A 25984-nucleotide genomic window follows, 5' to 3' on the forward strand; every position below is an offset into this window, starting at 1 on the left:
GCGCCATCGCGCTGGCCGCGGCCTGCGACGCGCTCACGGCCACCGGCTGGACCGCGCTGGTGCGGGAGGAGGAGCGGTTGATCGCCCGGCTGCGGGGGTGGGGGTGGGCTGCGGCTCGGTCCCGCAGGTCACCTGGTACGCGGCGCGTTTCGAGTCGTGGCCGCCGGCGTTGAGGATGCGGATGGCTTTCCAGCCGCCGCCGGAGCTGCCCACGGCCAGCGGCAGCGTGACCTGCCGGCTGCGGGGCCCGCCCGCCGCGAAGAAGAGCGACTCGGGCCGCCCCTCCCCCGCGCTGCTGTCGATCCACTGGTAGTCGACCCTGGCGGGCGTGCGCGACACCTGGATGGTGCCCGTGAACGTCACCGTCGCCGGGCAGGCGCCGCGATAGGCCGCCGGGTCGGCGGTCACGTCGGCCGCTGCGACCAGGGGCCTGCCGGGCCGGGCGGGCAGCGGGTGGGAGACGTCCCACACCTCGGTGGGGCCCGCGCAGACGACGCTGAACCGCGCCTTGGCGGACAGGCCCTTCCTGCCGACGATCTCCACGGCCTGCCAGCCGGAGGTGCTGCGGTCGAACGTCTGGCGGTCCGTCACGGCCACCCTCCGCGTGCCGTTCACGCGGAAACTCTTGATGGCGCCCTTGCTGCCGTCACCGCGTACCCAGCGGTAGCGCACGGCTCCCCTGCCCTTGGCGGCCACCACGGCCGAGAAGCCGACCGTGGTGGGGCAGGCGCCGGACTGCTTGGCGGGGCTCGCCTTGACCTTGGCCACAGCCGTCCTGACGGCGGGGGTGGCGGGGGCGGCGAGCGCAGGAGGGGCGGCCAGCAGGCTGCCGAGCAGCGCGGCGCCCAGCAGCAGAGCTGTCCTTCTCATCGGGGGTCCCTTTCTCTTCATCGAGCGGGGACCATGTTTCACGGCTCGTCTTGGGAGTCACTTGGACCCCTCTTGCAACGCCAGGATCCGGTCAGACGCCCTTCACCGCGTACGTGACCAGCGTCGTGAGCACTTCCTTGACCGACTCGCGCTCGCGCACGTCGCACAGCACGATCGGGATGTGCTCGTTGAGCGCGAGCGCCCGCCGTACCTTGGCCGGGTCGTAGCGGCGGGCGCCCTCGAAGCAGTTCACGCCCACCACGAACGGGACGCCGCGCTGCTCGAAGTAGTCCACCGCGGGGAAGCAGTCCTCCAGACGGCGGGTGTCGGCGAGCACGACGGCGCCGAGCGCGCCCAGGGCCAGTTCGTCCCACATGAACCAGAAGCGGTCCTGCCCGGGGGTGCCGAACAGGTACAGCCACAGCCCATCGCGGATGGTGATGCGGCCGAAGTCCAGCGCGACAGTGGTCGTGGTCTTGGACTCCACGCCTGAGGTGTCGTCCACCCCGATGCCCCGCTCGCTCAGCAACTCCTCGGTGTGCAGGGGCCGGATCTCGCTGATCGTGCCGACCATGGTCGTCTTGCCGACGCCGAAGCCACCGGCGATGAGGATCTTGATGGCCAAGGCGGAGGCGACCGCCGTCGCCCCCGGCTCAGAGGCTGCGTAGTCCATGCAGAACTTCCCTGTAAATCCGTTCGTCGATCGTCTGCGCCACAGGGCGCGGACGTTCGATGGTGACAAGCCCCTCACGCCGCAGATCGCCCAGGATCACCCGGGTGATGTTGAGCGGCAGCCCGAGGTGCGCCGCGACATCCGCGACGGGTGTGGGCTTCTGGCACACCGAGAGCACGGTGCGGTGCTCGGGGATCAGTTCCGCGGGCTCGTAGGAGCCGCTGACCGTCGTGACGATGGCCACCAGGTCGAACGTCTCTCCCTGAGGACGCGCCCGGCCCCCGGTCAGGCCGAAGAGCCGGAGCAGCGGCCCTGGATCCTCTCCGGTCACAGTCTCGCGCCGTTCCAGGCGGGTGCCGGCGCCGCTCCCCTCGGCTGCGAGGAAAGGTGCTCGCCGACCCGCTTGACCAGGAGGGCCATCTCGTACGTGACCATGCCCAGCTCGGCGTCGCCCGACGCGAGCACGGCCAGCCGGGCGCCCTGTCCGGCCGCGGTGACGAACAGGAAGCCCCCCTCCATCTCGATGATCGTCTGCCGTACGCCGCCCAGGGCGAAATGCCGTCCTGCGCCCATGGCGAGGCTGTGGCTGCCGGCGGAGATGGCGGACAGGTGCTCGGCGTCCTCCCGGGTCAGGCCACGGGAGCCGCCCATGGCCAGCCCGTCCGCGGACAGCACGATGGCGTGCCTGATGCCGGGAACACGCTGGGTGAGGTCGTCGAGCAGCCAGCTCAGTTCACTTCTGGAGTCAGGCATCGGGATGGTCGTCCTTTCCGTTCCGCAAATCTCGTCCCTGCTCGGCCTGGCGGCGACCTTGCTGCCAGCCGCGTTGCATGGACGACATGATCTGGGCGAGCTCCTCCGGCGAGCGCGCAGAGGTGGCGCGCTGCTCCCCGCGCCTGGCGGCGGCACGGAGCTGGGGAGCCATGTTGGTCTGCGGCACCCGCATCGGCAGTCCGTCGAGGTCCTCGTCCGCCGCCGGGGCCAGGTCCGTGACGCTCCACTCCCCTGGTTGGTCGGAAGGCGCGGCGGAGCCGGGCACGGGCGTCGGGATCGGCCCGGTGCCGGGCTCGGCCGCCGGCCCGCGCCCCGACCCGTTCGCAGGGCCATGTCCCGACCCGTTCACAGGGCCGTACCCCGACCCGTTCGCGGGGCCGTGCCCGGAGCCATTCGCAGGGCCGTACCCGGATCCGTTCGCAGGGACGCCCCCCGATTCATGGGTGGGGCCGGTCGACGGCTCGGGCTGGGGTGCGGTCTCGGTCATGGGCTCCGTTCTCTGCGCGGGGGCCTCGAACCAGGTCCCGCGCTCGAAATCGGTGACGGCCGTCCCGTTGGCCCGGGCCTCGGCGGGCGCCGTGCCGAGCGCGCGCATGGGCCTGCTCGTGCGGGTGACGACGTGCTCCGCCGGGGCCACAGCCGAGGGCTGGACGTTGGCGAGCAGGGTGGCGGGCAGCAGCACGATCGCGGTGGTCCCGTCGTACGGCGAGGGACGCAGCGAGACCTTGATCCCGTGCCGGGCCGCGAGCCTGGACACCACGAAGAGGCCGAGCCGGTCGCTGTCTGCCAGGTCGAACTCCGGCGGGTCGGCCAGTCTGGCGTTGATCTCGTGGAGGGTGGCGTGGGTCAGGCCGAGGCCGCGGTCCTCCACCTCGAGCGCGAAGCCGTTGGCCGCCGTCATGCTGCGGACGTGCACGGTCGTGTCGGGCGGGGAGAAGGCGGTGGCGTTCTCCACCAGCTCGGCCACCAGATGGATCACGTCGGTGACGGCGCCGCCGACCAGGAGCGGGGCGTTCGGCATCGGCACGACCGTGACGCGGGTGTAGTCCTCGACCTCCAGCACCGCGGCGCGTACGACGTCGAACAGCGGCACCGGGTCGCGCCAGCGGCGCGCGGGGACGGAGCCGGACAGGATGATCAAATTCTCGGCGTGCCGCCGCATGCGGGTGGTCAGGTGGTCGAGCTTGAACAGGTCCTCCAGGACCTCCGGCTCGTCGACCCGGCGCTCCATGGTGTCGAGCATCGCGAGCTGGCGGTGGAGCAGCGCCTGGTTGCGCCGGGCCAGGTTGAGGAAGACCTGGCCGACGCCCTTGCGCAGGGTCGCCTGGCCCACCGCGGCCTCGACCGCCGTGCGGCGTACGGCGGAGAACGCGTGCACCACCCGGTCGACCTCGGCCGTGTCGGCGGAGTCGAGGTCGGGGGCCTCGGTGGCCGGGTCCACGTCCTCGCCGCGGCGCAGCCGCTCGACCAGCCAGGGCAGCCGCTTCTCGGCCAGCTCCACCGCCGAGCCCTGCAGACGGCTGAGCTCGGCGATCAGCGAGCGGCCGAACCGGTACGACAGCGCCACCGACGCCAGCACCGCCGCCAGGCCCAGGACGAGGACGAGCCCGATCCGCCAGTACGCGCCGGTCTTCAGCGCATCGGCCTCCGCCGTGGTGCGGGCCAGCTCCGTCTCGGTGTCGCGGTTGATCGCACCGAGAAGGGAGTCGATGTCGCTTCTCCACTGGGAGGGGTTCACCGGCGGCGCGCCACCGCTGGTGTCCCACGTGAACAGCAGGTCCTCCGTCTCCAGCAGCCTCCGGTAGGGGCCGCCGTCGACCAGCTTGTCGTAGTTCACCCGCAGCTCGGGGCCGATGTCGCGCTCGGCGTTGGCGAAGATGAGCCTGCGGCTGGTGAACGCGGCGACGAACGCGGCCCGGTCGACCGGCGTCATCCTCCGGTGCACCATCGTGCTGGTGAGCACGGCGTGCTCGCGGCCCAGGTATTCGGCCGTGGCGCTGTAGGCCGCCATGCCGCGCACCGATCGGAAGGACGAGACGTCGCTCAGCGCGTCGCGGTCGTTGAACTGCTTGTTGGCGACGCTGATCAGGTTGTTGTACGCGTCGATCATCGCCACCGGCGGAGCGAGCACACCGCCGTCGGCGGACTCGCGCAGCGCCTGCAGTCCGTCGAGCGCCTGCAGCAGCGCGTGCACCTGGGCCGGGGTTCCACCCGCCTGCCCGTCAACGGATCCGACGATCTGGCGCAGGCGTTCGGCCTTGGCATCGGTGGCCCGCCGCTGGGCGCTCAGCGGCGCGAACTTCGCCGTGCCGCGTGGCGCCTCGGCCGAGAGCTGCCGCTCCCTCTGTAACTCCACGATCAGCTGGTGCACCGGCGAACCGATGGCCTCCCAGCGGTCCTGTGCCTGGGAGACCGTGACGATCTCGTCCACGCTCGAGTAGGCGATGAAGCCCCACAAGGCGATCATGGAGACCAGCGGAAGCAGGAGGATCCTGAGCAGCTTGGTACGGATCGGTGGGGGCGAACTCATCCTTCATGTCCAATTCCGCGCATGGCGATGCGCTTCTGGGCAGTCGTGAACCGGCGCCGCCCCCGAGAACCTCTGCCACGACTGGCATTGTGGTCCGTCCACTATGCCGATGGGGCAGAAGTACTTCAAGGTACAGATGCGAAGAATCAACACGAATGGCGGGTTGACTCTTTGTCAGCACACGGTTCGTGACCGTAACAGTTGGCATCTCACGCTGAGTTACCAGAATCGGACTCGGAATTACGGCCGGTCAGACCGGGAGACCGCGCGGGTGACGCTCAGGGCTTGCGGCCGACGCCTCCGTACAGCCACCTCGTCGCCGCGGGAGCCGGGTCGTCCGGATCGGGGTGCCACGTGTCGATGGTGACCAGACCGGGATCTACCAGATCGAACCCGTCGAAGAAGCGGGCGACCTCCGCGTGCTCGCGGAAGTAGATGGGCGTCGGGGTGGCCGCGTACACGGCCTCGATCTGGGCGACCGAGTCCGCCGAGTGGCCGTCACGGGTGACGTGGGTGGCCGCGAAGTGACTCCCGGAGGACAGGACGTCACGCAGCTCGCCCATGATCCGGCTCTGCTCGTCCATGGTGAGGAAGTGGACCATGGCGATCATCAGTACGCCGACGGGCTCGCTGAAGTCGATCAGCTTGGCCGTTTCCGGATGTCCGATAACCGCGGCCGGCTGCCGCATGTCGGCGGAGGCCACGGCGGTGTGCTCGTCGGTCGCCAGGAGCGCGCGGCCGTGCTGCAGCACGACCGGGTCGTTGTCGACGTAGACCACGCGGGCGTCCGGGACGATCTGCTGGGCGATCTCGTGCGTGTTGCCCACGGTGGGCAGGCCGGAGCCGATGTCGATGAACTGCCGGATCCCCTGCCGGGCCAGGTGCCGCACGGCTCGGCGCAGGAAGGCGCGGTTCTCCTGAGCCAGCCGGCGGACCTCGGGCATCGCCTGCTCCACCCGCCGCACGGCGTCGCGGTCGATCTCGAAGTTGTCCTTTCCTCCCAGGTAGTAGTCGTACATCCGGGCGACGCTCGGCCTGGTGACGTCGATCGCCGCCGACACGCCACCGCCCTGCTCCGTCATGACACGGCCTCCGTTCGTGATCAACTGACGTCCAAGCTAGCGGCCAGGTGAGCCCGCATTCCAGCTAGCTAGCACACCGAAGTGCCGTTTCCCGGGATCGAAGATGGGTGCTGGTGGTGAAGACGGCGACCCACGGCAGCGGGGATCGTAAGGGAGTACGAGCAAGGTTCGCAGCCGAGGAGGGGAGGCGATGACCATCGACATCCACGATCTGTCGATCTTGGGTCGTGCCGTCTTGCGCTGTTCCGGGCCACGCCCGCTGAGCAATACCGACACGCTCGGCCATAGTAGACAATTCATCCCGAGTCCGGATGGGGACGGCCCGCGCGGTCTGGAGGCGACAGCCCGCCGGCTGCGAGGGCTCGTACGCAGGGCGAGAGCGGTCCTCCAGGACCGCCACGCGTCGTGGGAGCTGCCACAGGATCCGGCCTCGATACCGGCCGGGCGTCACCTCATCAGCAACAAGCTCAGCGAATGGGGGATCCATCGGCGCAGCGAGATCATGGACACCATGCAGCTGCTCGCCAGCGAGCTGCTCACCAACGCCGTGGAACATGCCCGTGGGGACCCGGTCCTCACCCTTTCGTCCCGCGGCGACACTCTTCGCTGCGAGGTCTGGGACGAGGACCCGCGGCTCCCGTGCACCCGGCGGCACGGCCCCACCGACGAGGGCGGCCGTGGGCTCTTCATGGTCCATCTGCTGGCCAAGCGCTGGGGAGTCGATCTCACCCACACGGGCAAGGCCGTGTGGTTCGAAGCCGGCTGACAGCCGTCGCCGGGCCTAGAGGTCCTCAGGAACGTCGATCATCTTGTTGAGCAGCGGCACGAGCTGCTCTTCCTCGTAATCCAGGTGCGCCTCCAGCTCCGCACCGAGCCAGTCGAGCTCGGTCGCGAGTTCGGCGGGGTCGCCGGTGTCCAGCAGGGTCCGGATCTGGGCCAGGATGCGCCCCACCACCTGGTGCTCGCCGCGCAGCCGGGTCAGCACCGCGGCCAGTTCCGGGTGCAGGCCGTCCAGGTGCGGGAAGAGCACGTCGTCCTCGCCGGCATGGTGGGCGTGCAGGGCCTGGCAGAAGGTCAGGCAGTGCTCTCGGATGCCGGGGCTCCAGCTGGCCGTGCGCCGCAGTTCCGCGAGGTCGCGGCGGAAACCGTCGTGCAGCTTCACCAGTTCGTCCCCCCATGCGATCAGCCGCTGCTCGGCGGCGCCGCCGTCGTGGGTCATGCCCATTCCTCCTTCGCCAGGCCCGGAACCCGGGCCAGAGCACCATGCGCGTAACCGAAGATCGCGGAGACCAGGGCCGCGAGCGCTGAGGCGCCGAAGCTCCATCCCGCTCCTGAGCCGGACATCACGGCCGCGGTCACCGCGCCGGCCAGGCTGCTTCCGACAAGTCTCACCAGGGCGTTCACGCCTCCGGCCGCCGCGGTCCTGGCGGGTTCGACGTGCTCGACGGCCATCGTGCCGAGCGCCGCGTATCCGAGACCGAGGCCCACGCCGAGGACGGTCGCCGCCCCGTACAGGTCGAACGGCCGGTGGTGCGCCAGGCTCAGCCACAGGGTGGCCACGGCCACCAGCGAGGATCCGCTGCCGACCAGCGACGAGGCCGGGAAGCTGCGCATGAGACGGCCCGCGAACAGCGAGACCACCAGCATCAGCAGCGCCGCCGGCAGCAGGTACAGGCCGACCTGGAGCACCGAGGCGCCCAGCGCCGTCTGCGCCACGGACGACAGCGTGGTGATCGCCCCGAACAGCGCGAACCCGAGCAGCAGCGATGCCACCGTCGCGCCCACCGTCCCCCGATGCGTCAGCATGGGGATCTCGATCAGCGGCGATGCGGTACGCCGGGCCGTCGCGATCCAGAGGGCGAACACCGCCACGGCCGCTCCGAGCAGCCCCAAGGTGGGCGGGGACGTCCAGCCCCACGCCGCGCCCTTGGTGATGGCCAGCAGCAGGCAGACCAGCCAGCCGGCCACCAGTGCGGCGCCCGCGAGATCGGGACGCCCGTCAGGGGCGGGCGGGGCCGGTTCGGGGACGAAGAGGGCGACGAGCGCCAACCCTGCGGCGCCGAGCCCCGCCAGGATCCAGAACAGCGCCTGGTACGTGCCGCCGACCAGGCCCGCGAGGATCATGCCCGCGCCGCTGCCGACCCCCATCATGGCGCTCAGCACGCCGATGGCCGTGGGGAGCCGGTCGCGGGCCACCTGCTGCCTGGCCATGCCCATGGCCAGCGGCAGGAGGGGCGCGGCCACGCCTTGCAGCACCCGTCCGGCGATGACCAGGGCGAGCGTGGTGGCCATGGCGCTCACCAGGGCTCCGATGATCAGCAGGCCGAGGGTGGCCATGGCCACGCGCCGCCTGCCGTACAGGTCGCCGAGGCGCGACAGCAGCGGGATGGAGACCGCTCCGGACAGCAGCGCGGAGGTCACGGTCCAGGAAGCGGAGGTGAGCGGCACGTCGAGCTGACGTTGCAGCACGGGAAGCAGGGGCACCACCGCGGTCATCTGCAGGGTTCCCACGGCCACGGCGAACGCGAGCACGCCGACGGCCGCCCAGGGGGACTTTTTATACATGTATAGAAAGTAACATGACAGGATGCCGGCGCGTACGGGGCGGCCCCCCAAGATCTCCAGAGCGGACATCGTGTCCGCGGCCCACCGCATCATCGGCGAGGAAGGCGTACCAGGCCTGACCATGCGCAGGCTCGCCCGCGAGGTGGGCGCCACGCCGATGGCGCTCTACCACCACGTCCAGGACAAGGACGAGCTGCTCCTGCTGCTCCTCGACGACTACGCGAGCGGCATGCCCCGGCCGGAGCTGCCTGACGAGCCTGAGGACGAGCGCATCGTGGCCGCCGCCGTCGCCATGCGGCAGGCGCTGATCGGCGTGCCGTGGACTGTCGAGGTGCTCAGGGCCGACGACCTGATGTCCGTCCACGCGCTGTGGTACCCGGAGACCATCATCGACGCGGCCGTACGCACCGGGCTCACCCCGGAGGCGGCCGTGGACCTCTACCGGATCATCTGGCACTACACCGCGGGCGAGATCACCGCGCGGGCGGCCGCCGGCCGCCGGCGCGAGAGCGGCAGGCCGACGTACCGCGGCCGGCTGTTCGCCGACCTTGACGCGGCCGAGCTGCCGCGCCTGGCCGCGCTGGGCGAACGCTGGGAGGAGCTGACCGCCCGCGACACCTATGAGAAGGGGGTACGGGCGATCGTGCGCGGCCTGCTGAACTTTTAACTCGTGACGGCGCGTTCCTCCGTGAGCGCGGCCGTCGGCGTTCCCCAGGACTCGAGTCTCGTACGGATCTCCTCGGGCACCGGGTGGGTCAGCGCGTCGCGGTAGGCCTCGTCCAGCAGCGCGTCGATCTCGACGCGCCTGCCCGACTCCGCGGATCGGACGGCCGCCGCCACCATGGCGAGACTGCGGATGTTGCCGGCGATCGTTCCTGACGGCTCCACGCCCGTACGCAGCGCCGCGACGAATTCCACGAGCGCTCCGGCGATCTGCTCGTTGCCGCCAGGCGGCACGGCGACCGCGCCGCTGACACTGGAGGCGACCTGGTCCTCGCCGTCCCAGGTGGCCGTGCCCTCGGAGCCGGAGGCTCGCCACTCGCCGTTCCAGGACGTCTCCAGACCGTCCGCGCACCAGCTCCCAGTGAACACGTAGCGGGTGCCGTCGTCGAAACGGAAGTTCGCCGTCGCCGCCGCGTCGCCCCGATACCAGCTCCAGGCCGGATTCCAGCTCTCGCAGACGACGGAGACCGGCTCCGCGCCAAGCAGGTACCGGGCGGCGTCGAAGGCGTGGATGGCCATGTCGACCAGCAGCGGCTGCTCCATCTCGTCGCGGAAGCCACCGAACCTCGGACCGCGGAAGAAATCGGTGGTGAGCAGCCCGACCGTGCCGAGCTCGGCGACCCGGCTCCGGTACTCCGCCAGGGCGGCGAAGTACCGGCGCGACTGGCTGATCATCAGCAGCTGCCCGGACACCTCGGCGGCCGCGGCCTGGACGAGCGCCTCCGCGAGCGTCGGGGCCGCCGGTTTCTCGCACAGGACCGGCAGCCCGGCGAACAACGCCTCGGTGTTGACCGCGCCGTGCGCGGCCGGAACGGTGACGTTCACGACCGCGTCCGGCGCGGTGGGCGCGAGGATCTCGCCGAGCGAGGCGCCCACCTCGGCATCGCCGCCGACGGCCCGTACGGCCTCCTGTGCCAGCTCCGTGTCGAGGTCGACCACCCCGACGAGCTCGACGTCGTCGGAGTCGGTCAGGGTCCGTATCCAGGCGCGGCCCATCGAGCCGGCCCCGACCTGGACGACGCGGAGCGGGCGCGCCGGGTCGGCGGCACGGGCGAAGGCACTCACTCGGCGCGCTCCTTGTTGTTCATGGCGCCGCGGTAACCGTGACCGCCGAAGAAGTCGCCCATGTCATAGCGGAGCAGCGTGGGCAGCTCCCGCTGTGACCGGTCACCGGCCGCCCACTCGACGCCGTTGGCGATGACGTGCAGGACGTCCGGGTGGTGGTACACCGGGTAGTCCTGGTCGCCGGGGCTGAAGTAGAAGATCTTGCCGTTGCCGCGCCGGAAGGTGCAGCCGCTGCGGAAGACCTCGCCGCCGGTGAAGGAGCTGATGAAGATCAGCTCGTCGGGGGTCGGGATGTCGAACTGCTCGCCGTACATCTCCTGGGCGGGGATCTCGATGGGGTGCGGGATGCCGCGGGCGATGGGATGGGTGGGGTTCACCGTCCAGACCAGCTCGCGGTCGTTCTCGCTGCGCCAGCGCAGGGTGCACGTGGTGCCCATGAGCTTGGTGAAGATCTTCGACCAGTGGCCGGAGTGCAGCACGATCAGCCCCATGCCCGACAGGACGTGCCGGTGCACCCGCTCGACCACCTCGTCGGCCACCTCCGCGTGAGCGGCGTGACCCCACCAGATGAGCACGTCGGTGTTCGCGAGCACCTCCTCGGTCAGGCCGTGCTCGGGATCGTCCAGCGTGGCCGTGGCGACGGTCGCCTTCTCGCCCAGCCAGCCCTCGATGCCCCGCCGGATGGCGTTGTGCATGCCGTCCGGGTAAATCTCTGCCACACGGGGTTCGACCTGCTCGTGGCGGTTCTCGCCCCATACCGTGACGTTTGTCTTCACGTACGTTCCTTTCTCATTTGATCGCGCCGTTGATGGCGCCTGCCGCGATGTAGCGCTGGGCGAATATCAGCAGCAGACCCGCCGGGATGGAGGCGAGCACCGCGGTGGCCATCACCGCGCTCCAGTCCTGGGTGTTCGCGCTGATGTAGTCGTAGATGCCGAGCGTGATGGGCCGGACTTCCGGGGGTGCTGGTCAGGGTGATCGCGAGCAGGAAATCGCTCCACGCCCCGAGGAAGGTGAACAGCGCGGCGGTCACGATCGCGTTCTTGCTGATCGGCACGATGATCGAGACGAACGCCCGCAGATTGCCCGCGCCGTCCACGAGCGCCGCCTCCACGAGTGCCCTCGGGATGGAGCCCATGAACGCGCGGATGAGCAGCACCGCGAACGGGATGCCGCCGGCGGTGTTCGCGAGGATCAGGCCGAAGACGTTGAGCAAGCTTCCGCGCTGTCTTCATCTGGGCTGTGGCGCGCAGACCCGATCCTTCAGCTTCAGGGCCGGGAAGAAGCGCCACCCCTCCTTTCGAAAACAATAGGGAAAAACTCGGTAACAGTCGGTAACGCGTGCGGTGGGTGATGCGTCAGTGACAGGGGGTGCGCGATGGCGATCCGCCGCTCGGTCGCCAAACGACACGGCCTGCCCTCGGTCGTGCAACTGCGGCTCGCGCCTTCACCCTGGTCGATCCCGCCTACACCAGCCAGGCCTGCCCGGAGTGCGGATGGACCAGCAGAGCGAACCGGCCGGCACGGGGCCGCTTCGTCTGCATCCGGTGCGGCCTCGCTGGGCACGCCGACCACATCGCGGCCCGCAACATCGCCCAACGCGGCGCCGCGGGCTGGGCTGCCGTCAACCAGCCACACGCTACCGGCCTCCCTTCAGCCAGACGGGACCGTGAGAGCAAGCCACCGGCATCAGCCTGTGGCAGTTGACGTGAGCTACTCCTTTGGTTCGGCGAAGCCACTGGCGGACGAGTCACGGAGAGAGGGAGAAGATGCGGGGCGCATCGCCTCAAGACACTGACGACAGCGGTAAAGCGCTTAACCGCGCTCGCTTGAGAAGTATGTTGCGCCTATCGCTCTGTGATGTCAATAACTAGTTAAGCGATTTACCAAGGAAGCCGCGATAGGGTTACCCTGCTCTTCGCGCGCCCTCACGAGCTGGGAGGCAGCATCCATGGTCACGATGCGCGACGTCGCGGAACGCGCCAATGTCTCCATCGCCACCGTCTCCTTCGTCATCAACGGGACCAAGCGGGTCGCACCGGAGACCCGCGCCCGCATCGAGGCGGCCATCGAGGAGCTCAACTACAGGCGGAACGCCGTCGCCCGCGCCCTGGCCAGCTCGCGCACGCGCATCCTCGCGCTGTTGCACCCCTGCCGCGAGGCCTGGCCGAACGCCACAGGCAACAGCTTCGTCATGAGCGCCGCCAACGGCGCTCGCGAGCGCGGCTACGACTTCGTGATGTGGCCCGTGAACGACGACGAGCAGATGTCCCACCTGCTCGCCGGCGGTCTCGTCGACGGCGTGCTGCTCATGGAGGTCCAGTTCCGCGACCCCCGCGTCGACCGGCTCATCGCGTCCGGGCTCCCCTTCGCGCTGATCGGACGGACCGGGGACGAGGACCTGCCGTACGTCGACATGGACTTCGCCACCACGATCGACCAGGCGGTCGAGCATCTCCGCTCGTTCGGCCACCGTCGCATGGCGCTCGTCACCCTGCGCATGAAGGACCCGTCCGGGAACGAGCCCGGCTGGATCGCCCGGGTGAAATCCGCCTACCTCGACGCGATGGCGGCCCTCGGCGAGCCGGCCGCCGTCATCGCCGTGGAGGGATCCTCGGCCGGAGGGCGGGAGGCGGCCCGCCTGCTCAGCGAGGACTTCCCGGAGGCGACGGCCGTCATCCTGGTGAACGAGCGCGCCTCGGCGGGACTGGTCAAGGGATCACGAGCGCTCGGCCGCACCGTACCGGACGACCTGTCGATCATCTCCGCGGCGACCAGCGCCGAGTTCGGCGAGATGATCGAGCCGTCCCTCACCGTCATGGCGGCCCCGGCCGGCCAGCTGGGACGCCTCGGCGTGAACGCCCTGATCGACCAGCTCGAAGGGGCCCAGGACGCTCCTCCTCACGTCCTCATCCCCTGCACCCTGGTCCCGGGCCAGTCAGTCGGCCCCGCCCCGATTCGCTAGGAGCCGTTGGACGACCACACCGATCAACAGCGGGACCACTGCCCAGCCGGCGAGCACGGTGAACGCCGCCCAGGTCGGCATGATGTCGGGCAGCTGCCCGATCAGCTGGAGCGCCGGATACGTGGGCAGGAACCTGTTGATCTCCTTGCCCCAGGGCAGCACGGTGGCGACGAACGGCAGCAGGAGAACCACGGCCACCAGCGCCGCGCTCGCCACGGCCCCGTTGCGCAGGATCGCGCCGAGGGCCAGCCCGAGCAGCGTGGTCACCAGGATCATGAGCGTGCCGCCGCCGATCACCTTCCAGGCTCCGGCAGGCAGCAGCGACGGGTGGAACTCCGCCGCCACGAGCCGCCCGTAGAGATAGCCGGGCACCGCGATGAGCAGCGAGCCGGCGATCGCGGCCCCGCCCAGCACCACCGCCTTGGCCATCAGCACTCGTGCTCTGGACGGCATGGCGACGAGGGTCGTGTCGATCATGCCGGACGCGTACTCACCGGTGATCGCCATCGCGCCCAGCATGCCGAGCGGCAGCTGGGCCAGGATCACTCCCACGTAGACGGCCACGATGATGCCCATGGCGGCCTGGTCGGGCGTGTGGCCGGGATTCCAGCGCGAGATGACGGTGGCGGCGCCCAGGGCGGTGAGCGCGAGCGACACCAGCACGCCGATGCCCAGCGCCCACCAGGTCGAACGGAGCGTGCGCAGCTTGATCCACTCTGCGGCGACCGCGCTCACGGCTCATTCCTCCCGACGATGTCCATGAACACGTCCTCCAGCGACAGGCCCGGACGTACCAACTCCGTGATCTTCGCGTCGGCGAGCAGCCTGCCCCGCCCGACGACGATCAGGTGGTCGGCCGTGACCGCCATCTCGTTCATCAGATGGCTCGACACGAGGACGGTCCGGCCCTCGGCGGCGAGCGACTTGAGCAGGCCGCGCATCCAGCGGATGCCCTCGGGGTCGAGCCCGTTGAGCGGCTCGTCGAGCAGGAGCACCTCAGGATCACCGAGCAGCGCCGCGGCCAGGCCGAGCCGCTGCTTCATGCCCAGCGAGAAGCCGCCGACGCGCTTTCGCCCCGCGTCACCGAGCCCGACGAGCTCCAGCAGCCCGCCGACGCGCTGCCGGGAGATCCCGTTGGAGCGCGCCAGCCACCACAGGTGCTGCTCCGCGCGGCGGCCGCCCTGCACCGCTGTCGCGTCCAGCAGCGCGCCGACCTGGGTGAGCGGCCTTTCGAGGTCCTGGTACGACATGCCGTTCACCGTGGCGCGTCCGGCGGTGGGCCGGTCCAGGCCGAGGATCAACCGCATGGTCGTGGTCTTGCCGGCGCCGTTCGGACCGAGGAAGCCGGTGATCCGGCCGGGCGACACCGTGAAGGTGAGGTCGTCCACGGCCGGCGTCTGTCTGAAACGTTTGGTCAGTCCACTGACTTCGATCATGTCCTTGACGATCCGCCGGAGCCGGCCCGCCGCGCATCGGTCTTGGGACCGATGCGCGCGGCCCGACCACGCGGTTAGGTTCGTGCCGTGCGCGAAAAGATCCGTCTCCCCCTGCTGAGCCGGGTGCCTGCCTGGATCTGGGTGACGATCGACGCCGGGACCGCCCTCTTCCTCGCGGCCGTCTTCGTGGGGCTGACCTCATCGAGGAACGCGTCGGCGCCCGATGTGATCGACTGTGCGGCGGCGCTCGCCACCAGCCTTCCCATAGCGGTCAGGCGGCTGTGGCCGCGCGCGGTGTTCGCGGCCGTCCTGCTCGGCGGGCTCGGCATGCGCGAGTTCCTCATCCCGCACGCCGACCTGCTCTGCCTGCCTCTGGCGCTGTACACGCTGGCGACGCGCGGCAGAGCCGTCGTGGCGCTGCTCGTGGCGACCGCGGCCGCCGCCCAGGGCGTGGTGGAGCTGCCGCTGACGACCGTCGTACGTGATCAGCTCGGGCTGGTGCTGGCGATCCTGGTCGCCTCGTGGGCGGCCGGCACGGCCGTACGCCAGCGCAGGCTCTACACCGAGCAACTCGCCGCGCAGGCGGAGGAGCGGGCACGCGCGGAGGCCGTGGCGGAACGCTTGCGGATCGCGCGGGAGTTGCACGACGTCATCGGCCACAGTCTCAGTACGATCGCGGTGCAGGCAGGTGTGGCGGGCCACGTGGGCGGGGCGGAGGAGATGAGCCGCACGCTGGCCTCGATCGAGGACACCAGCAGGTCGGCCCTGCGCGAGACCAGGCGGCTGCTCGGCGTGCTCCGTGAGGACGGCGAGGCCGACCTCGCCCCTGCCCCTGGCCTGGCCGACCTCGATGCGCTCGTCGAGCGGACCAGGGCGGCGGGGCTGGAGGTGGAGCTGAGGATCGACGGAGAGGTCGAGGGGGAGATGGAGCTGACCGTCTACCGCATCGTGCAGGAGGCGCTGACCAACGTGCTGAAACACGCCGGAGCCCGGCACGTCCTGGCCAGGATCGAACGGCAGGAGGACGCGCTGGTCGTCGAGGTCACCGATGACGGCACCCGTGGCCAGGCACGGCCGTACGGACACGGTCTGACGGGGCTGGGCGAGCGCGTGCACATCTTCGGCGGCGAGTTCCACGCAGGGGCGCGTCCTCTGCGTGGCTTCCGCGTCATGGCCAGGCTGCCGCTGTGATCAGCGTGCTGGTGGCCGACGACCAGGCGCTCATCAGGGCGAGCTTCCGCCGGTTGATCGACAGCGCGCCGGGGTTCCACGCGATCGGCGAGGCCGCGACGGGCGTGCAGGCGGTGACGTCCGCCACCCGCGACCGTCCCGACCTGGTGCTCATGGACGTGCGCATGCCCGAGATGGACGGCATCGAGGCCACGCGCCGCATCTGCGCCGACCGTCCGCGAACGCGCGTGCTCATCGTGACCACCTTCGACCTGGACGAGTACGTCTACGGAGCCCTCCAGGCGGGCGCCGCCGGCTTCCTGCTCAAGGACACCCCGCCCGCCGACCTGATCAGAAGCATGGAGGTCATCGCGTCAGGCGAGTCCCTGCTGGCGCCGACGGTCACCCGGCGGTTGATCCAGCGGTTCGTCGATCCGGCGCCACCGCCCCGCGGCCTTGCCATAACCGAGCGCGAGCGCGAGGTCCTCGTCCTGGTGGCCCGGGGTCTGTCCAACGCGGAGATCGCCCGCACCCTGTACGTCAGCCTCAGCACAGTGAAGACCCACGTCAGCAGTCTGCTGACCAAGCTCGACGCCCGCACCCGCGTCCACCTGGTCATCGCCGCCTACGAGGCCCACCTCGTCTGAGCGCAACCGGCCGCACATGTCCGGATCCGGCCGGACGCGCCCCGGTGCCGGCGAACATCCTTTCTTCTCGTTGACGTACGGCGCCGCCGCGCTGTCGTTCCGCGTCTACCGCGACCCGGCCAACGTCGACTACCTGCTCTTCGTGGAGCACTTCGCCGACCAGGCCGCCTATGACGCCCACACCGGCTCCCCCGCCGTCTAGCATGACGCCCACCACGAAGACGGGCTCTGTGGGGCGTCGGCGCGTTCCGGCGCCCCTTCCCCGTTTCAGCCGGTCGGCCGGGTGTAGGTCAGATGCGCCACCCCGTTGTCGAAGCCCTGGCATCCGGCAAGAGCCGGCGTCGTCCTCGGCGCGCCCTCGGGGAAGAGCCGCGCGCCAGTGCCCAGCGCCACCGGGTAGACGAACAGGTGCAGCTCGTCGACCAGCCCGTCGGCGATCAGCGCCCGCACCAGGGTGCCGCTGCCACTGATGTAGATGCCTCCGTCCACGCTCTCCTTGAACTTGCGGATGGCGTCCGCGTCGTAGCCCCCGAGCACGGCGATCTACGACGGCGGGATCTCCGCCTGCGGCTCAGCGGGCAGCGGCGGTCTGCCGGTGTGCGGTACGTGCAGGTCGAAGGCCGGGCGTTCGGAGCGGATGCGGGGCAGAAAGGTGAAGTTGTGCCGCGGCGGCGGGCAGGAGGTGGCCCACTCCAGCGAGTTGCCGAAGCCCCATGGGTCGTCCACGGCCACCTTGGGCGAATGGCGGTAGGTCCAGTAGACGTTGTAGATGAACACGAGGGTCGAGGCCCCGAGCAGGAACCCGCCGACTGAGGAGATCTCGTTGAGCGTCGTGAACCCGTCGGCCGGGCTGTAGTCGGCGTACCGGCGCGGGAAGCCGAGCACGCCGAGCCAGTGCTGGATGAGGAACGTCGTGTGGAAGCCGATGAACAGCAGCCAGAAGTGCAGCCTGCCCAGCCTGTCGTTGAGCATCCTGCCGGTCATCTTCGGCCACCAGAAGTAGAAGCCGGAGAACATCGCGAAGACCACGGTGCCGAAGACCACGTAGTGGAAATGGGCCACCACGAAGTAGGTGTCGCTGATGTGGAAGTCCAGGGGCGGCGAGGCGAGGATGACGCCGGTGAGCCCGCCCAGCAGGAACGTCACCAGGAAGCCGACCGCGAAGAGCATCGGCGACTCGAAGGACAGGTGACCGCGCCACATCGTTCCGGTCCAGTTGAAGAACTTCACCCCGGTCGGAACGGCGATGAGGAACGTCATGAAGGAGAAGAACGGCAGCAGCACCTGTCCGGTGACGAACATGTGGTGGGCCCACACGGTCATCGACAGCCCGGCGATGGCGATGGTGGCGCCGATCATGCCGATGTAGCCGAAGAGCGGCTTGCGGCTGAACACCGGGATCACCTCGGTCACGATGCCGAAGAAGGGCAGCGCGATGATGTACACCTCGGGGTGGCCGAAGAACCAGAACAGGTGCTGCCAGAGCATCGCGCCGCCGCTGGTCGCCTCGAAGACGTGGGTGCCGAGCTTGCGGTCCGACTCCAGCACGAGCAGCGCCCCGGCCAGCACCGGGAACGCCATCAGCACCATCATGCTGGTCAGCAGGGTGTTCCAGGTGAAGATCGGCATCCGGAACATGGTCATGCCCGGCGCCCGCATGGAGATGATGGTGGTGACGAAGTTGACCGAGGTGAGAATGGTGCCGAGACCGCTGAGCGCCAGCCCCATCAACCACAGGTCGCCGCCGACGTTGGGGCTGAAGTCCGCGGTGGACAGCGGTGTGTAGGCGAACCAGCCGAAGGGGGCGGCACCGCCGGGCGTGCAGAAGCCGCTCACCACGATGAGCCCGCCGAACAGGAACAGCCAGTAGCCCACCATGTTGAGCCGGGGGAAGGCGACGTCGGGGGCGCCGATCTGCAAGGGCATGACGAAGTTGGCGAACCCGGCGAAGAGCGGGGTCGCGAACAACAGCAGCATGACCGTGCCGTGGATGGTGAAGAGCTGGTTGAACTGCTCTGCCGTGACGAACTGCAGCCCCGGGGCGACCAGCTCGGCCCGGATCACCATCGCCATGACGCCGGCCAGGAGGAAGAACAGGAAGCTGGTCGAGAGGTAGAGATACCCGATCACCTTGTGGTCCGTGGTGGACACCACCGAGGCGATCAACCGCCCGGTTCTGGCCCTGCGGCTGGCCGGGGTGGGGATCGTGGGCTCCGGCTGCGGCTCGATCCTGGTCACGACGTGTTCCCTCCGACGGCTGCCGGGGGGACACGAATCGGACTTCCCGCTCCGCCGTATGGCTAATCGATCCGGACCCTTAGAAGTCGGTCATGTTCGGAGATTCCAGCTAGCTGCAATGCGCGGGGAGGCCCCCTGCTGCGATTCTGAACGTGTGGGTCTGTGCTGTCTGATCGTCGACGACAACGATCACTTTCTCCAGGCGGCGAGGCAGCTGCTGGAGCGTGAGGGGATCGATGTCGTCGGTGTGGCGTCTACGGGCGCCGATGCGCTGGCGCGGTTCAAGGAGCTGCGCCCGGACATCGCGCTGGTCGACATCGACCTCGGTGGAGAGAGCGGTTTCGACGTGGCGCAGCGGCTGCTGGAGGCACAGAACGGCCATCGTACGAACGTCATCCTCATCTCGGCGTACGACGAGAGCGACTTCGCCGACCTGATCTCCGAGAGCCCCGCGATCGCGTTCCTGCCCAAGTCCGAGCTCTCGGCGCGGACCATCCACAAGATCATCGGTGTGGTCTAGCGGGACTCGAGGAAGGTGAGCACGGCGAGTACGCGCCTGTGGTCGTCCTCCGTCTCAGGCAGCCGCATCCTGGCCATGATGCTGCGTACATGCTTCTCGACAGTGCCCTCGGTGATCCACAGCCGGTGGGCGATCCCGGCGTTCGAACGGCCCTCGGCCATCAGCGAGAGGACCTCGCGCTCCCGCTCGGTGAGGGTTTCCAGCGGGTCGTCCCTGCGGCGGGCCGCGATGAGCTCCTGGACCAGGCTCGGGTCGACGACCGAGCCGCCCTGGGCGATGCGCCGCAGCGTCTCGACGAAGTCGCCCACGTCGATCACCCTGCTCTTGAGCAGGTAGCCCACCCGGTGCCCCGCGGCGATCAGCTCCATCGCCTGCTCGACCTCGACATGCGCCGACAGCAGCAGGATGCCCGTCCCGGGCGACTCCTCCCGGATGACCCGGGCCGCCTCCAGGCCCTCGGTCGCGTGTCCGGGAGGCATCCGGATGTCCACGACGACGAGGTCCGGCTTCTGCTCGCGGACCAGAGCGAGGAGCCCGGGCGCGTCCCCCGCCTGGCCGACGACCTCGAACCCCGAGCTCGTCAGCAGGCTCGCGAGCCCTTCGCGCAGCAGGACGTCGTCGTCCGCCAGCGCCACCCGCGTCGCACTTGCGTCCACAAACCTTCTCTGCCCGCCTGAGCTGCGAGGATTCAACGGAGGCTGAACTGCCTACCGACCGGCGACAGGGAGATCGACGACGAGCGTCGTGCCCCGGGCGGGCGGGCTGGTGATGGTCATGCTCCCGCCCAGCGCCTCGACCCGGTCGGTCACTCCGACCAGGCCCGACCCTCCGCCGGCCGCCGCACCGCCCGCGCCGTCGTCGCGTACCTCGAGGTGCAGGACCCCGTTCCGGGCCTCCGCCCGCACCTTCGCGACCGTCGCCTGGGCGTGTTTGGCGGTGTTCGCCAGCGCCTCGCAGACCACGTAGTACGCGGCCACTTCGACCGGTTCCGGCAGCCGGGCGGGCACGTTCACGTCGAGCTCGACCGGGACCGGGCTGCGGCGGGCGAGCGCTTTCAGCGCCGGGCCCAGGCCGGCGCGGCTCAGGATCGCCGGGTGGATGCCGCGGGAGATCTCGCGCAACTCGTCCACCGCCTCCCCCAGCCCGTCGGCCAGCCGGTCCAGCTGCTCGCCGAGCTCTGTGCGGTCTTCCGGGAGCGTGGTCTGGGCGGTGCGGACCTCGAGCGCGAGCGAGACCAGCCGCTGCTGGATGCCGTCGTGCAGGTCGCGTTCGATGCGCCGGCGGGCCTGGTCGGCGGCGGTCACGATGCGCGACCGCGAGGCGGCCAGCTCCTCCCGGTTGCGGGCGAGGGTGGCCGCCATCGTGTTGAAGCTGCGCTGCAGGATGCCGATCTCACCGACGCCACGGCCCGGCACGCGCGCCGCGAGGTCGCCGCCCGCCAGCCGCCCGGCGGTCGCGGCCACGCGGCGTACCGGCGCGACCACCGCGCGCGTGAGGTAGGCCGTGTACGCGGCGATGAGCGCGATGGAGGCGATCAGACCCACCGCGCCGACGGCCCCGGCGCGGCGCGCGGCCTCGTAGGAGCTGCGCTGCTGGGCCTCGAGCAGCGACTGCTCGGCCGCCACCAGCGCGGTGAAGTCCGCGCGGATCGCGTCCACGCGCCGCTCCCCTTCGGCCACCGTCGCGACCGTGACCGCGCCGGGGCTGCGGCGGGCGGCCTGCACGAGCGGCTTCGTGTAGTGGTCGATGTACGAGGTGCCCGCGGTCACGATCCGGTGCACGCGGGCGCGCTGCGCGGGATTGTCGGCGACCAGCCTCTGCAGCTCGCCGGTCTCTTTGGGATATACGGCGACGGCCTCCTGCCACGGCTGAAGAAACCGCTCCTGACCTGTGAACGCGTATCCGCGCAGGCCCGTCTCCATGTCCATGATCCGGCGTTCCAGCCGGTTGGCCACCACCAGGACCTGGGTGGAATGTCCGGCCCGGAGCTGTGAACGGCGCATGCCGGCCATCGAGTACAGCAGCATCACGAAGGTGGCCCCGACGACCAGCGCGAGCACGATCCCCGCGGCCACCGCGCGCTGGGTCAGGCCGCTACCCACGCCAGCCCCCGGTCCGTGTGCCGGCCTGGGCCTACTCCCCCTGCCCGGCCCAAGCCTCTGTTCAAAGTCTATCGCCCGCCTCGACGCGGACGACAAGGCCGGTCACTGTCGGTACACGTCCCCGGAGCCGGCGTGGGATCAGGAGGTCACCGGCAGCCGCTCCGCGTGCAGCTGGTGCCGGTGAGGTACGTCCAGGCCCGGCGGCCGTTCTGCTGCAGGAGGTCGACGGTGACCTCGGTGATGCCGCCGCGCTGGTTGAACTGGCGGCTGAAGCCGTGGCCCTTCGTCCCGGAGCAGGCCACCCGCTCGGCCTGCGCGACGAGCTTGTGGCCGTGCCAGAACTTGTAGCGTGCCTTGGCGCAGTTGTCCTCGGTCGCCTTCAGCGAGGCGCCGATCTGCACGGTGCGGTTGTACCAGATGATGTTGCCCTTGAGCGTGTACTCGCCACCACCGTAGGCCAGGCTGTAGTGCGTCCTGGGGTTGGCGGCGGCTCCGGCCGGCGATGCGGCGAGGAACGGCGTGGCCATCACGGCGGCCATCGCCACTGCTGCTGCGAGCGTTCTCACGACTACCCCTTCTGCTGTCTGTCGCTGTTGACCTTGCACCCTTCTTGGATGCGGGCGGCGTCGGGGAATGTTCGTGAACGAATCGGGGCAATTCAGTGAAGGGCAGACCTCGCTCTGGGTGTTCGGTCAGGCATCCCAGCGAGTCGACGGCCGCTGACCGCAAACTCAAGGAAGGCGCGAGACCTGGTAGTGGCTGATGAGCCAGTCGTCGCCGGCCCGCCGCGCCATCACGCAGAGGTAGACGGTCAGGGTGGGCCGGTCGGTGAAGGCGAAGTCGACGCTCATGTAGCCGAGGACGAGGTCATCGGCCGGCCGCCGCGTTTCCAGGATGGAGTACGCGGCGGTCAGGCCGATCGGCTGCGCCTCGTAGTACTCGGCGACGCCGCCGGGACCGACGCTGTACGGGTGCAGGCCCTGGAAGATCGCGTCGTCGGTGAAGTACGAGGCCACGCGCTTGGAGTCGTGTGCGTTGACCGCGGCCTCCCACCGGTCCAGGACGCTGTGCAGGATCTGGGTCTCGGTGCCGGCCATGCTGCTTTCTCCTGTTCGGGGCGGTGCGACGGACGTCAGCCCTCGGCCGCGGCACGCAGGGCTGCGTGGACGCGGCGGGGCAGAGGGCCGAGGTGGTGCGGGAAGCGATGGCGCAGCGCCACGGCGAGCGCCGCAGCGCCCTGCCCGACGACGCGCCACGGCCGGGTCGCCGCGCCCCCACCCGTGGCGTCCTCCGCTACGGAGGTCAAAAGTGTGCCTTTCTTGCCGAGCGGACTCAGTGACCGGCGATCTGGCCGCCGTCGACGTGCAGGATCTCGCCTGTGACGAACGACGCCGTCTCGAGGTAGACGATCGCGTCCACGATGTCCTGGATCTCACCCATCCGGCCGACCGGGTGCAGGCCGGCAAGGAACTCGTGGGTCTCGGCCGGGTGCATCGGGGTGCGGATGACGCCGGGCGCGACGGCGTTGACCCGGATGCCGCGCGAGGCGTACTCGATGGCCAGCGATTTGGTGACCGAGTTGAGTCCGCCCTTGGTCAGCGCCGCCAGGCCGGCCGGCACGTTGCTGTCGGCGTACTCGGCCAAGGTGGTCGTGATGTTGACCACGTGTCCGCCGCCCTGCGAGAGCATCACGTCGAGGGCACGCTGGGAGATCTCGAAGAACCCCCGCAGGTTGACCCCCGTCACCAGCTCGTAGTCCTCGTCGGTGTACTCGGTGAACGGCTTGGACACGAACACGCCGGCGTTGTTGATCAACGTGTCGACGCGGCCGAACGCGTCGAGCGCCTCCCCGATGACGCCCGCGCCGACGGACGGGGCGGCGATGTCGCCGGCGACGGTCCGCACCATGGGGTCATCGGAGGGTGTGATCGTTCGAGCGTTCGCGACGACCGCGTAGCCGAGTTTGCGGTACGCGGCCACCAGCGCCGCGCCGATGCCTTGGGACGCGCCGGTGATCACGGCGACTTTGGGTGTGCTCATGGGTTTCTCTTCCGGCTGCTATGGCATGGCCGGCCTCCGGCTGCGGGCGAGGGCGGCTCTCGGGATTAAGTACTCAGATAGTGCGTCAACCGGCGGCGATCTCGCCACGACCGGCATTCTCCCTGCTGAGAGGCGCAACCTCATACCAAACTACGATGGGCGGATGGAGCTGCGCCAGCTGCGTTACTTCGTCGCAGTGGCCGAGGAGCTTAACTTCGGCCGGGCCGCGGCCCGGCTGCGCATCGCCCGCACCGGTCCCGCCCGACCTCCGCAAACGGCCGGTGATCGACCCGACGCCGTACTGGACCTGGGCCCTCGTCACCCGGCGCGGTGAGACCCGCAAGGCCGTACGGGCCACCGTCGAGGCACTGACCCGTGACGTCGGCACGCTCGGCCTGGACGCCGGCACGGCCTGGCTGCCGGCCGCCGACCCGTTCCGCGTACCCGGCCCGGCCGGCCCCGCCCACTGACGGGGGGTCAGCAAGCGGCCACCGCGACGGCCACGCCCAGCTGTGTGAGGATCCGTGTTCGTGGACGCTTCCGATATGAACACCTCAGCCGACGACGGCTCACCAGGACGGGCAGGTTACCGGCGGTCGGCGGGGTCGCCGCGCGGCGAGGCCAGGCGCCGCGAACTCCTCGACCGGGTCACCGACGATCTCGCGGTCAACGGGCTTGTGGACTTCTCGCTCCGGCGGGCCGCGCGTGCGGCCGGCACCACGCACAAGGTGCTGCTCTACCACTTCGACGGGGTCGACGACCTGCTCAAGCAGGCCGTGCTCAAGCTGCGCGACAGGCGCACCGTCAACGCCATTGCCCTAGCCCGTCCGCACCAACATGCCGGGCTGCAGGTCAGTGCGTGTTCATTCCACCAACTTCACTCGGAAGGGACAGGCGAGCTCGAATAACGCGTCCGCGCGGGCGGTCAGGCAGTCATACCAGCCCGCTCGGAAGTCGGTCAGCCTCGCCATCGACGAACTCGTCGTTGCTGCCGCTCCCGCGCGCAGCGGCCACCTGAACGCAAGTCAGCGCAGGTCGCGGTAGGCGGCCACTCATCCTAATACGAAACTTGTGTTGCGTAATTGCCCGAGGCTGCTGTAGCTTCTATTTCGCTACCTCGGTACCGGAATGGGAGGGCATGATGACAGCTCGCGGACGCCCGCGTGACACGCAGGTGGACGAGCGTGTGCTGCGAATCGCCGCCGCCTTGATCTTCGAGCGCGGCTACGCAGGCCTGTCCATCGATGAGGTGGCCGAGCAGGCGGGCGTGGCCAAGACCACGCTGTACCGCCGCTGGCCGACCAAGGATCACTTGGCCGTCGCGGTGGTGGCACGGCTGCAGGCCGACCACGAGATCGTCGAGACCGGCGACATCCGAGCCGACCTCGTCGACAATCTGGACGAGATCGCCACCGCGCTCAACCGCATGCGCGCGGCAGGCGGCCGCGAAGGCCCATCCGCGGGGGTCGCCGGCGAGCTCGTGGCGGCCGCAGCCAGGCACGAGGACATCGGCAAGCTGGCCCGCCAGCAGTACGCCGAGCGCAACGCCCTCGGGATCGCCCTGATCGAGCGGGCACGCGTGCGCGGTGAGCTGCGCGCCGACCTGGACGCCGAGGTGCTGTTCGACCAGCTGGCCGGCGCCCTCTACTACCGAGTACTGATCACAGGAGCGCCGGTCGACCGAGCCTACGCAGAACGGCTCGTGTCCTCCGCGCTCGAAGGGAGCCTGACATGTCAATGATCGTAGAAACGGCCATCGTCCGCGAGATCGACGCCGAGACCATCATCTCGCCCACAGCCACCGGACGACTGCTGCTCGACTCCAGCGACACCGGCGGCGCGCTGAGCACCATCAGGATGACGCTCGCCGAGGGCGCGGACGGCGCCGTGCCTCACCACCACACCACCTCGACCGAGCTGTTCTACATCTTGGAGGGCAAGGCCCGCGTCCTGGCGGGCGCCACCAGCATTGAGGGAGACTCTTGATGTCCGCAAAACTGCCATCTCGTACCACGACCGGTACGGTTCTCGCTTTCGTCGGCGCCCTGTTCATCGGCTATGTCGGGGTGAGTTATCTGCTGGCTCCCCAATCCATGGCGCCCAACTTCGGCCTACCGAGCTGGCCGCACGGCGAGGGTGCGGGATTCCTTGCCGTCAAGGGAGCCCGGGACCTGGCGTCCGGCCTGGTGATTCTCACGGTTCTGGCGACAGGCAACCGCCGCGTCCTGGGGTGGGTCATGCTGGCTACAGCGCTCACCCCGATCGGCGACATGTTCATCGTGCTGCTCTCCGGCGGAGACCCCGCAACCGCCTTCGGCGTGCACGGCGCCACTGCCGCGGCAGTCATCCTTGCCGGCGGCCTCGTGCTCAGCGGTTCCCGAACCGGGTCACCGCAACCCGTCGCCTGACAGCCAACCAACAGTGCGGATTCCGGCCCACAGGCTGAGCCATATCCCGCAGTGGCACTCCCGTCACACCGGAGCCTGGCCCCACGCCACTCAATCGTGAGCGACCAGGACCCGGCAACACCTGAAACGCACGCCCTATACTGCCTCAAGATGAAACCGGACCATGGTCCGGCCCT

33 protein-coding genes and 2 pseudogenes are annotated in these 25984 nt (G+C 69.8%); 14 read left to right on the plus strand and 21 right to left on the minus strand.

The genetic code is table 11. The features are described 5' to 3' along the window. Window positions 1-33: 33 nt before the first annotated feature. From AB0J64_RS15000 to AB0J64_RS15025, 6 genes are all read right to left on the minus strand, one after another. On the minus strand, window positions 34-870 hold the full coding sequence (locus AB0J64_RS15000) for a hypothetical protein (RefSeq protein ID WP_364026225.1): 837 nt from the start codon (window positions 868-870) through the stop codon (window positions 34-36). Window positions 871-961: 91 nt separating this feature from the next. Further along, complete coding sequence (locus tag AB0J64_RS15005; protein WP_364026228.1) at window positions 962-1543, minus strand: ATP/GTP-binding protein; 582 nt, start codon at window positions 1541-1543, stop codon at window positions 962-964. Continuing rightward, window positions 1524-1874 (minus strand): DUF742 domain-containing protein, encoded by a 351-nt coding sequence (locus AB0J64_RS15010; protein WP_364026231.1) that lies wholly within the window; start codon window positions 1872-1874, stop codon window positions 1524-1526. Before AB0J64_RS15010 ends, AB0J64_RS15005 begins: the two co-directional genes overlap by 20 nt. Further along, on the minus strand, window positions 1871-2296 hold the full coding sequence (locus AB0J64_RS15015; protein WP_344989923.1) for a roadblock/LC7 domain-containing protein: 426 nt from the start codon (window positions 2294-2296) through the stop codon (window positions 1871-1873). The genes AB0J64_RS15010 and AB0J64_RS15015 overlap by 4 nt, the downstream gene beginning before the upstream one ends. Continuing rightward, window positions 2289-4847, minus strand: a complete 2559-nt coding sequence (locus AB0J64_RS15020; RefSeq protein WP_364026235.1) for a nitrate- and nitrite sensing domain-containing protein — start codon at window positions 4845-4847, stop codon at window positions 2289-2291. Before AB0J64_RS15020 ends, AB0J64_RS15015 begins: the two co-directional genes overlap by 8 nt. 278 nt (window positions 4848-5125) lie before the next feature. Continuing rightward, the gene (locus AB0J64_RS15025; RefSeq protein ID WP_364026238.1) at window positions 5126-5929 is read right to left on the minus strand and encodes an SAM-dependent methyltransferase; all 804 of its coding nucleotides are present in this window, start codon (window positions 5927-5929) and stop codon (window positions 5126-5128) included. A 190-nt stretch (window positions 5930-6119) separates the two neighbouring features. Between AB0J64_RS15025 and AB0J64_RS15030 the strand changes: the two genes are divergently transcribed. After that, entirely contained in the window at window positions 6120-6695 is a 576-nt protein-coding gene (locus AB0J64_RS15030; RefSeq protein ID WP_364026241.1) for an ATP-binding protein, read from the plus strand. Between the two features lie 15 nt (window positions 6696-6710). Here the strand turns inward: AB0J64_RS15030 and AB0J64_RS15035 are convergent, their stop codons facing one another. Further along, window positions 6711-7148, minus strand: a complete 438-nt coding sequence (locus AB0J64_RS15035; RefSeq protein ID WP_364026243.1) for a hemerythrin domain-containing protein — start codon at window positions 7146-7148, stop codon at window positions 6711-6713. Then, window positions 7145-8494, minus strand: coding sequence for an MFS transporter (locus AB0J64_RS15040; RefSeq protein ID WP_364026246.1), 1350 nt, complete (start codon window positions 8492-8494; stop codon window positions 7145-7147). Before AB0J64_RS15040 ends, AB0J64_RS15035 begins: the two co-directional genes overlap by 4 nt. 22 nt (window positions 8495-8516) lie before the next feature. Between AB0J64_RS15040 and AB0J64_RS15045 the strand changes: the two genes are divergently transcribed. Further along, a complete protein-coding gene (locus AB0J64_RS15045) occupies window positions 8517-9161 on the plus strand; it encodes a helix-turn-helix domain-containing protein (protein ID WP_364026249.1) in 645 nt (214 codons plus the stop codon). Here the strand turns inward: AB0J64_RS15045 and AB0J64_RS15050 are convergent. Genes AB0J64_RS15050 through AB0J64_RS15060 form a run of 3 tightly spaced genes read right to left on the minus strand, consistent with a single transcriptional unit; the run spans window position 9158 to window position 11498 of the window. Next, the gene (locus tag AB0J64_RS15050) at window positions 9158-10282 is read right to left on the minus strand and encodes a Gfo/Idh/MocA family oxidoreductase (protein WP_364026252.1); all 1125 of its coding nucleotides are present in this window, start codon (window positions 10280-10282) and stop codon (window positions 9158-9160) included. The two genes, AB0J64_RS15045 and AB0J64_RS15050, sit on opposite strands and share 4 nt — an antisense overlap. Then, window positions 10279-11058 (minus strand): ThuA domain-containing protein, encoded by a 780-nt coding sequence (locus tag AB0J64_RS15055; protein WP_364026255.1) that lies wholly within the window; start codon window positions 11056-11058, stop codon window positions 10279-10281. Before AB0J64_RS15055 ends, AB0J64_RS15050 begins: the two co-directional genes overlap by 4 nt. Then, window positions 11055-11498 (minus strand): ABC transporter permease subunit, encoded by a 444-nt coding sequence (locus tag AB0J64_RS15060; RefSeq protein WP_364026257.1) that lies wholly within the window; start codon window positions 11496-11498, stop codon window positions 11055-11057. Before AB0J64_RS15060 ends, AB0J64_RS15055 begins: the two co-directional genes overlap by 4 nt. Before the next feature lie 155 nt (window positions 11499-11653). On the opposite strand from AB0J64_RS15060, the gene AB0J64_RS15065 reads away from it, so the two are divergent. Together AB0J64_RS15065 and AB0J64_RS15070 are read left to right on the plus strand one after the other, a co-directional pair. After that, on the plus strand, window positions 11654-11989 hold the full coding sequence (locus AB0J64_RS15065) for a zinc ribbon domain-containing protein (protein WP_364026259.1): 336 nt from the start codon (window positions 11654-11656) through the stop codon (window positions 11987-11989). Between the two features lie 244 nt (window positions 11990-12233). Next, window positions 12234-13247 (plus strand): LacI family DNA-binding transcriptional regulator, encoded by a 1014-nt coding sequence (locus AB0J64_RS15070; RefSeq protein WP_364026262.1) that lies wholly within the window; start codon window positions 12234-12236, stop codon window positions 13245-13247. Here AB0J64_RS15070 and AB0J64_RS15075 read toward each other — a convergent pair. Next, window positions 13221-13982: an ABC transporter permease gene (locus AB0J64_RS15075; protein WP_364026265.1), complete on the minus strand. Its 762-nt coding sequence runs from the start codon at window positions 13980-13982 to the stop codon at window positions 13221-13223. The two genes, AB0J64_RS15070 and AB0J64_RS15075, sit on opposite strands and share 27 nt — an antisense overlap. A 59-nt stretch (window positions 13983-14041) precedes the next feature. Then, a pseudogene (locus tag AB0J64_RS15080) lies at window positions 14042-14683 on the minus strand (ATP-binding cassette domain-containing protein); the annotation flags it as partial. A gap of 87 nt (window positions 14684-14770) precedes the next feature. Here AB0J64_RS15080 and AB0J64_RS15085 point away from each other — a divergent pair. The 3 genes from AB0J64_RS15085 to AB0J64_RS15095 all read left to right on the plus strand — a co-directional run bounded on the left by AB0J64_RS15085 (window position 14771) and on the right by AB0J64_RS15095 (window position 16702). After that, window positions 14771-15874, plus strand: coding sequence for a histidine kinase (locus AB0J64_RS15085; protein ID WP_364026268.1), 1104 nt, complete (start codon window positions 14771-14773; stop codon window positions 15872-15874). Further along, complete coding sequence (locus AB0J64_RS15090) at window positions 15871-16500, plus strand: response regulator transcription factor (RefSeq protein ID WP_364026271.1); 630 nt, start codon at window positions 15871-15873, stop codon at window positions 16498-16500. The genes AB0J64_RS15085 and AB0J64_RS15090 overlap by 4 nt, the downstream gene beginning before the upstream one ends. Window positions 16501-16570: 70 nt before the next feature. Further along, window positions 16571-16702 (plus strand): antibiotic biosynthesis monooxygenase, encoded by a 132-nt coding sequence (locus tag AB0J64_RS15095; protein ID WP_364026274.1) that lies wholly within the window; start codon window positions 16571-16573, stop codon window positions 16700-16702. A 65-nt stretch (window positions 16703-16767) separates the two neighbouring features. Here AB0J64_RS15095 and AB0J64_RS15100 read toward each other — a convergent pair whose 3' ends face one another. Together AB0J64_RS15100 and ctaD are read right to left on the minus strand one after the other, a co-directional pair. Further along, a complete protein-coding gene (locus AB0J64_RS15100) occupies window positions 16768-17037 on the minus strand; it encodes a dihydrofolate reductase family protein (RefSeq protein ID WP_364026277.1) in 270 nt (89 codons plus the stop codon). 6 nt (window positions 17038-17043) lie between these two features. Then, window positions 17044-18738 carry a cytochrome c oxidase subunit I gene (gene ctaD, locus AB0J64_RS15105; protein WP_364026280.1) on the minus strand — a complete coding sequence of 565 codons (1695 nt, stop codon included), beginning with the start codon at window positions 18736-18738 and terminating at the stop codon, window positions 17044-17046. Between the two features lie 154 nt (window positions 18739-18892). Between ctaD and AB0J64_RS15110 the strand changes: the two genes are divergently transcribed. Beyond that, window positions 18893-19258 (plus strand): response regulator transcription factor, encoded by a 366-nt coding sequence (locus AB0J64_RS15110; RefSeq protein ID WP_364026283.1) that lies wholly within the window; start codon window positions 18893-18895, stop codon window positions 19256-19258. Here AB0J64_RS15110 and AB0J64_RS15115 read toward each other — a convergent pair. From AB0J64_RS15115 to AB0J64_RS15140, 6 genes are all read right to left on the minus strand, one after another. Next, window positions 19255-19914 (minus strand): response regulator transcription factor, encoded by a 660-nt coding sequence (locus AB0J64_RS15115; RefSeq protein WP_364026286.1) that lies wholly within the window; start codon window positions 19912-19914, stop codon window positions 19255-19257. The two genes, AB0J64_RS15110 and AB0J64_RS15115, sit on opposite strands and share 4 nt — an antisense overlap. A gap of 51 nt (window positions 19915-19965) precedes the next feature. Next, on the minus strand, window positions 19966-21360 hold the full coding sequence (locus AB0J64_RS15120) for a CHASE3 domain-containing protein (RefSeq protein WP_364026289.1): 1395 nt from the start codon (window positions 21358-21360) through the stop codon (window positions 19966-19968). Window positions 21361-21506: 146 nt separating this feature from the next. Continuing rightward, window positions 21507-21926, minus strand: coding sequence for a hypothetical protein (locus AB0J64_RS15125; RefSeq protein ID WP_364026292.1), 420 nt, complete (start codon window positions 21924-21926; stop codon window positions 21507-21509). A 165-nt stretch (window positions 21927-22091) separates the two neighbouring features. Further along, on the minus strand, window positions 22092-22457 hold the full coding sequence (locus AB0J64_RS15130; protein WP_364026295.1) for a nuclear transport factor 2 family protein: 366 nt from the start codon (window positions 22455-22457) through the stop codon (window positions 22092-22094). Between the two features lie 35 nt (window positions 22458-22492). Continuing rightward, window positions 22493-22666, minus strand: coding sequence for a hypothetical protein (locus AB0J64_RS15135; protein ID WP_364026298.1), 174 nt, complete (start codon window positions 22664-22666; stop codon window positions 22493-22495). Window positions 22667-22692: 26 nt separating this feature from the next. Continuing rightward, the gene (locus AB0J64_RS15140; protein ID WP_364026301.1) at window positions 22693-23400 is read right to left on the minus strand and encodes an SDR family oxidoreductase; all 708 of its coding nucleotides are present in this window, start codon (window positions 23398-23400) and stop codon (window positions 22693-22695) included. A gap of 163 nt (window positions 23401-23563) precedes the next feature. Between AB0J64_RS15140 and AB0J64_RS15145 the strand changes: the two are divergent. The 6 genes and pseudogenes from AB0J64_RS15145 to AB0J64_RS15170 form a co-directional block, all read left to right on the plus strand. Then, window positions 23564-23650 (plus strand): annotated as a pseudogene (locus AB0J64_RS15145) (LysR family transcriptional regulator); the annotation flags it as partial. A gap of 31 nt (window positions 23651-23681) precedes the next feature. Next, complete coding sequence (locus tag AB0J64_RS15150) at window positions 23682-23870, plus strand: hypothetical protein (RefSeq protein ID WP_364026304.1); 189 nt, start codon at window positions 23682-23684, stop codon at window positions 23868-23870. A gap of 75 nt (window positions 23871-23945) precedes the next feature. Continuing rightward, complete coding sequence (locus AB0J64_RS15155; protein ID WP_364026307.1) at window positions 23946-24308, plus strand: hypothetical protein; 363 nt, start codon at window positions 23946-23948, stop codon at window positions 24306-24308. Window positions 24309-24538: 230 nt separating this feature from the next. Beyond that, the gene (locus AB0J64_RS15160; protein WP_364026310.1) at window positions 24539-25141 is read left to right on the plus strand and encodes a TetR/AcrR family transcriptional regulator; all 603 of its coding nucleotides are present in this window, start codon (window positions 24539-24541) and stop codon (window positions 25139-25141) included. Further along, window positions 25132-25386: a hypothetical protein gene (locus AB0J64_RS15165; RefSeq protein WP_364026313.1), complete on the plus strand. Its 255-nt coding sequence runs from the start codon at window positions 25132-25134 to the stop codon at window positions 25384-25386. Before AB0J64_RS15160 ends, AB0J64_RS15165 begins: the two co-directional genes overlap by 10 nt. Beyond that, a complete protein-coding gene (locus AB0J64_RS15170) occupies window positions 25386-25808 on the plus strand; it encodes a DUF4267 domain-containing protein (protein WP_364026316.1) in 423 nt (140 codons plus the stop codon). Before AB0J64_RS15165 ends, AB0J64_RS15170 begins: the two co-directional genes overlap by 1 nt. The last annotated feature ends 176 nt before the right edge of the window (window positions 25809-25984 follow it).

Origin of the sequence: Nonomuraea sp. NPDC049695, assembly GCF_040674955.1 — a bacterium.
Classification (GTDB): Bacteria; Actinomycetota; Actinomycetes; order Streptosporangiales; family Streptosporangiaceae; genus Nonomuraea; species Nonomuraea helvata.

Bases quoted from the DNA above. Each gene is read 5' to 3' on its own strand.
- AB0J64_RS15030 (WP_364026241.1), top strand. From the start codon at position 6,120: ATGACCATCGACATCCACGATCTGTCGATCTTGGGTCGTGCCGTCTTG.
- AB0J64_RS15130 (WP_364026295.1), bottom strand. From the start codon at position 22,457: ATGGCCGGCACCGAGACCCAGATCCTGCACAGCGTCCTGGACCGGTGG.
- AB0J64_RS15025 (WP_364026238.1), bottom strand. From the start codon at position 5,929: ATGACGGAGCAGGGCGGTGGCGTGTCGGCGGCGATCGACGTCACCAGG.
- AB0J64_RS15005 (WP_364026228.1), bottom strand. From the start codon at position 1,543: ATGGACTACGCAGCCTCTGAGCCGGGGGCGACGGCGGTCGCCTCCGCC.
- AB0J64_RS15170 (WP_364026316.1), top strand. From the start codon at position 25,386: ATGTCCGCAAAACTGCCATCTCGTACCACGACCGGTACGGTTCTCGCT.
- AB0J64_RS15045 (WP_364026249.1), top strand. From the start codon at position 8,517: ATGCCGGCGCGTACGGGGCGGCCCCCCAAGATCTCCAGAGCGGACATC.
- AB0J64_RS15015 (WP_344989923.1), bottom strand. From the start codon at position 2,296: ATGCCTGACTCCAGAAGTGAACTGAGCTGGCTGCTCGACGACCTCACC.
- AB0J64_RS15155 (WP_364026307.1), top strand. From the start codon at position 23,946: ATGAACACCTCAGCCGACGACGGCTCACCAGGACGGGCAGGTTACCGG.
- AB0J64_RS15165 (WP_364026313.1), top strand. From the start codon at position 25,132: ATGTCAATGATCGTAGAAACGGCCATCGTCCGCGAGATCGACGCCGAG.
- AB0J64_RS15160 (WP_364026310.1), top strand. From the start codon at position 24,539: ATGATGACAGCTCGCGGACGCCCGCGTGACACGCAGGTGGACGAGCGT.
- AB0J64_RS15035 (WP_364026243.1), bottom strand. From the start codon at position 7,148: ATGACCCACGACGGCGGCGCCGCCGAGCAGCGGCTGATCGCATGGGGG.
- AB0J64_RS15040 (WP_364026246.1), bottom strand. From the start codon at position 8,494: ATGTATAAAAAGTCCCCCTGGGCGGCCGTCGGCGTGCTCGCGTTCGCC.
- AB0J64_RS15020 (WP_364026235.1), bottom strand. From the start codon at position 4,847: ATGAGTTCGCCCCCACCGATCCGTACCAAGCTGCTCAGGATCCTCCTG.
- AB0J64_RS15140 (WP_364026301.1), bottom strand. From the start codon at position 23,400: ATGAGCACACCCAAAGTCGCCGTGATCACCGGCGCGTCCCAAGGCATC.
- AB0J64_RS15070 (WP_364026262.1), top strand. From the start codon at position 12,234: ATGGTCACGATGCGCGACGTCGCGGAACGCGCCAATGTCTCCATCGCC.
- AB0J64_RS15000 (WP_364026225.1), bottom strand. From the start codon at position 870: ATGAGAAGGACAGCTCTGCTGCTGGGCGCCGCGCTGCTCGGCAGCCTG.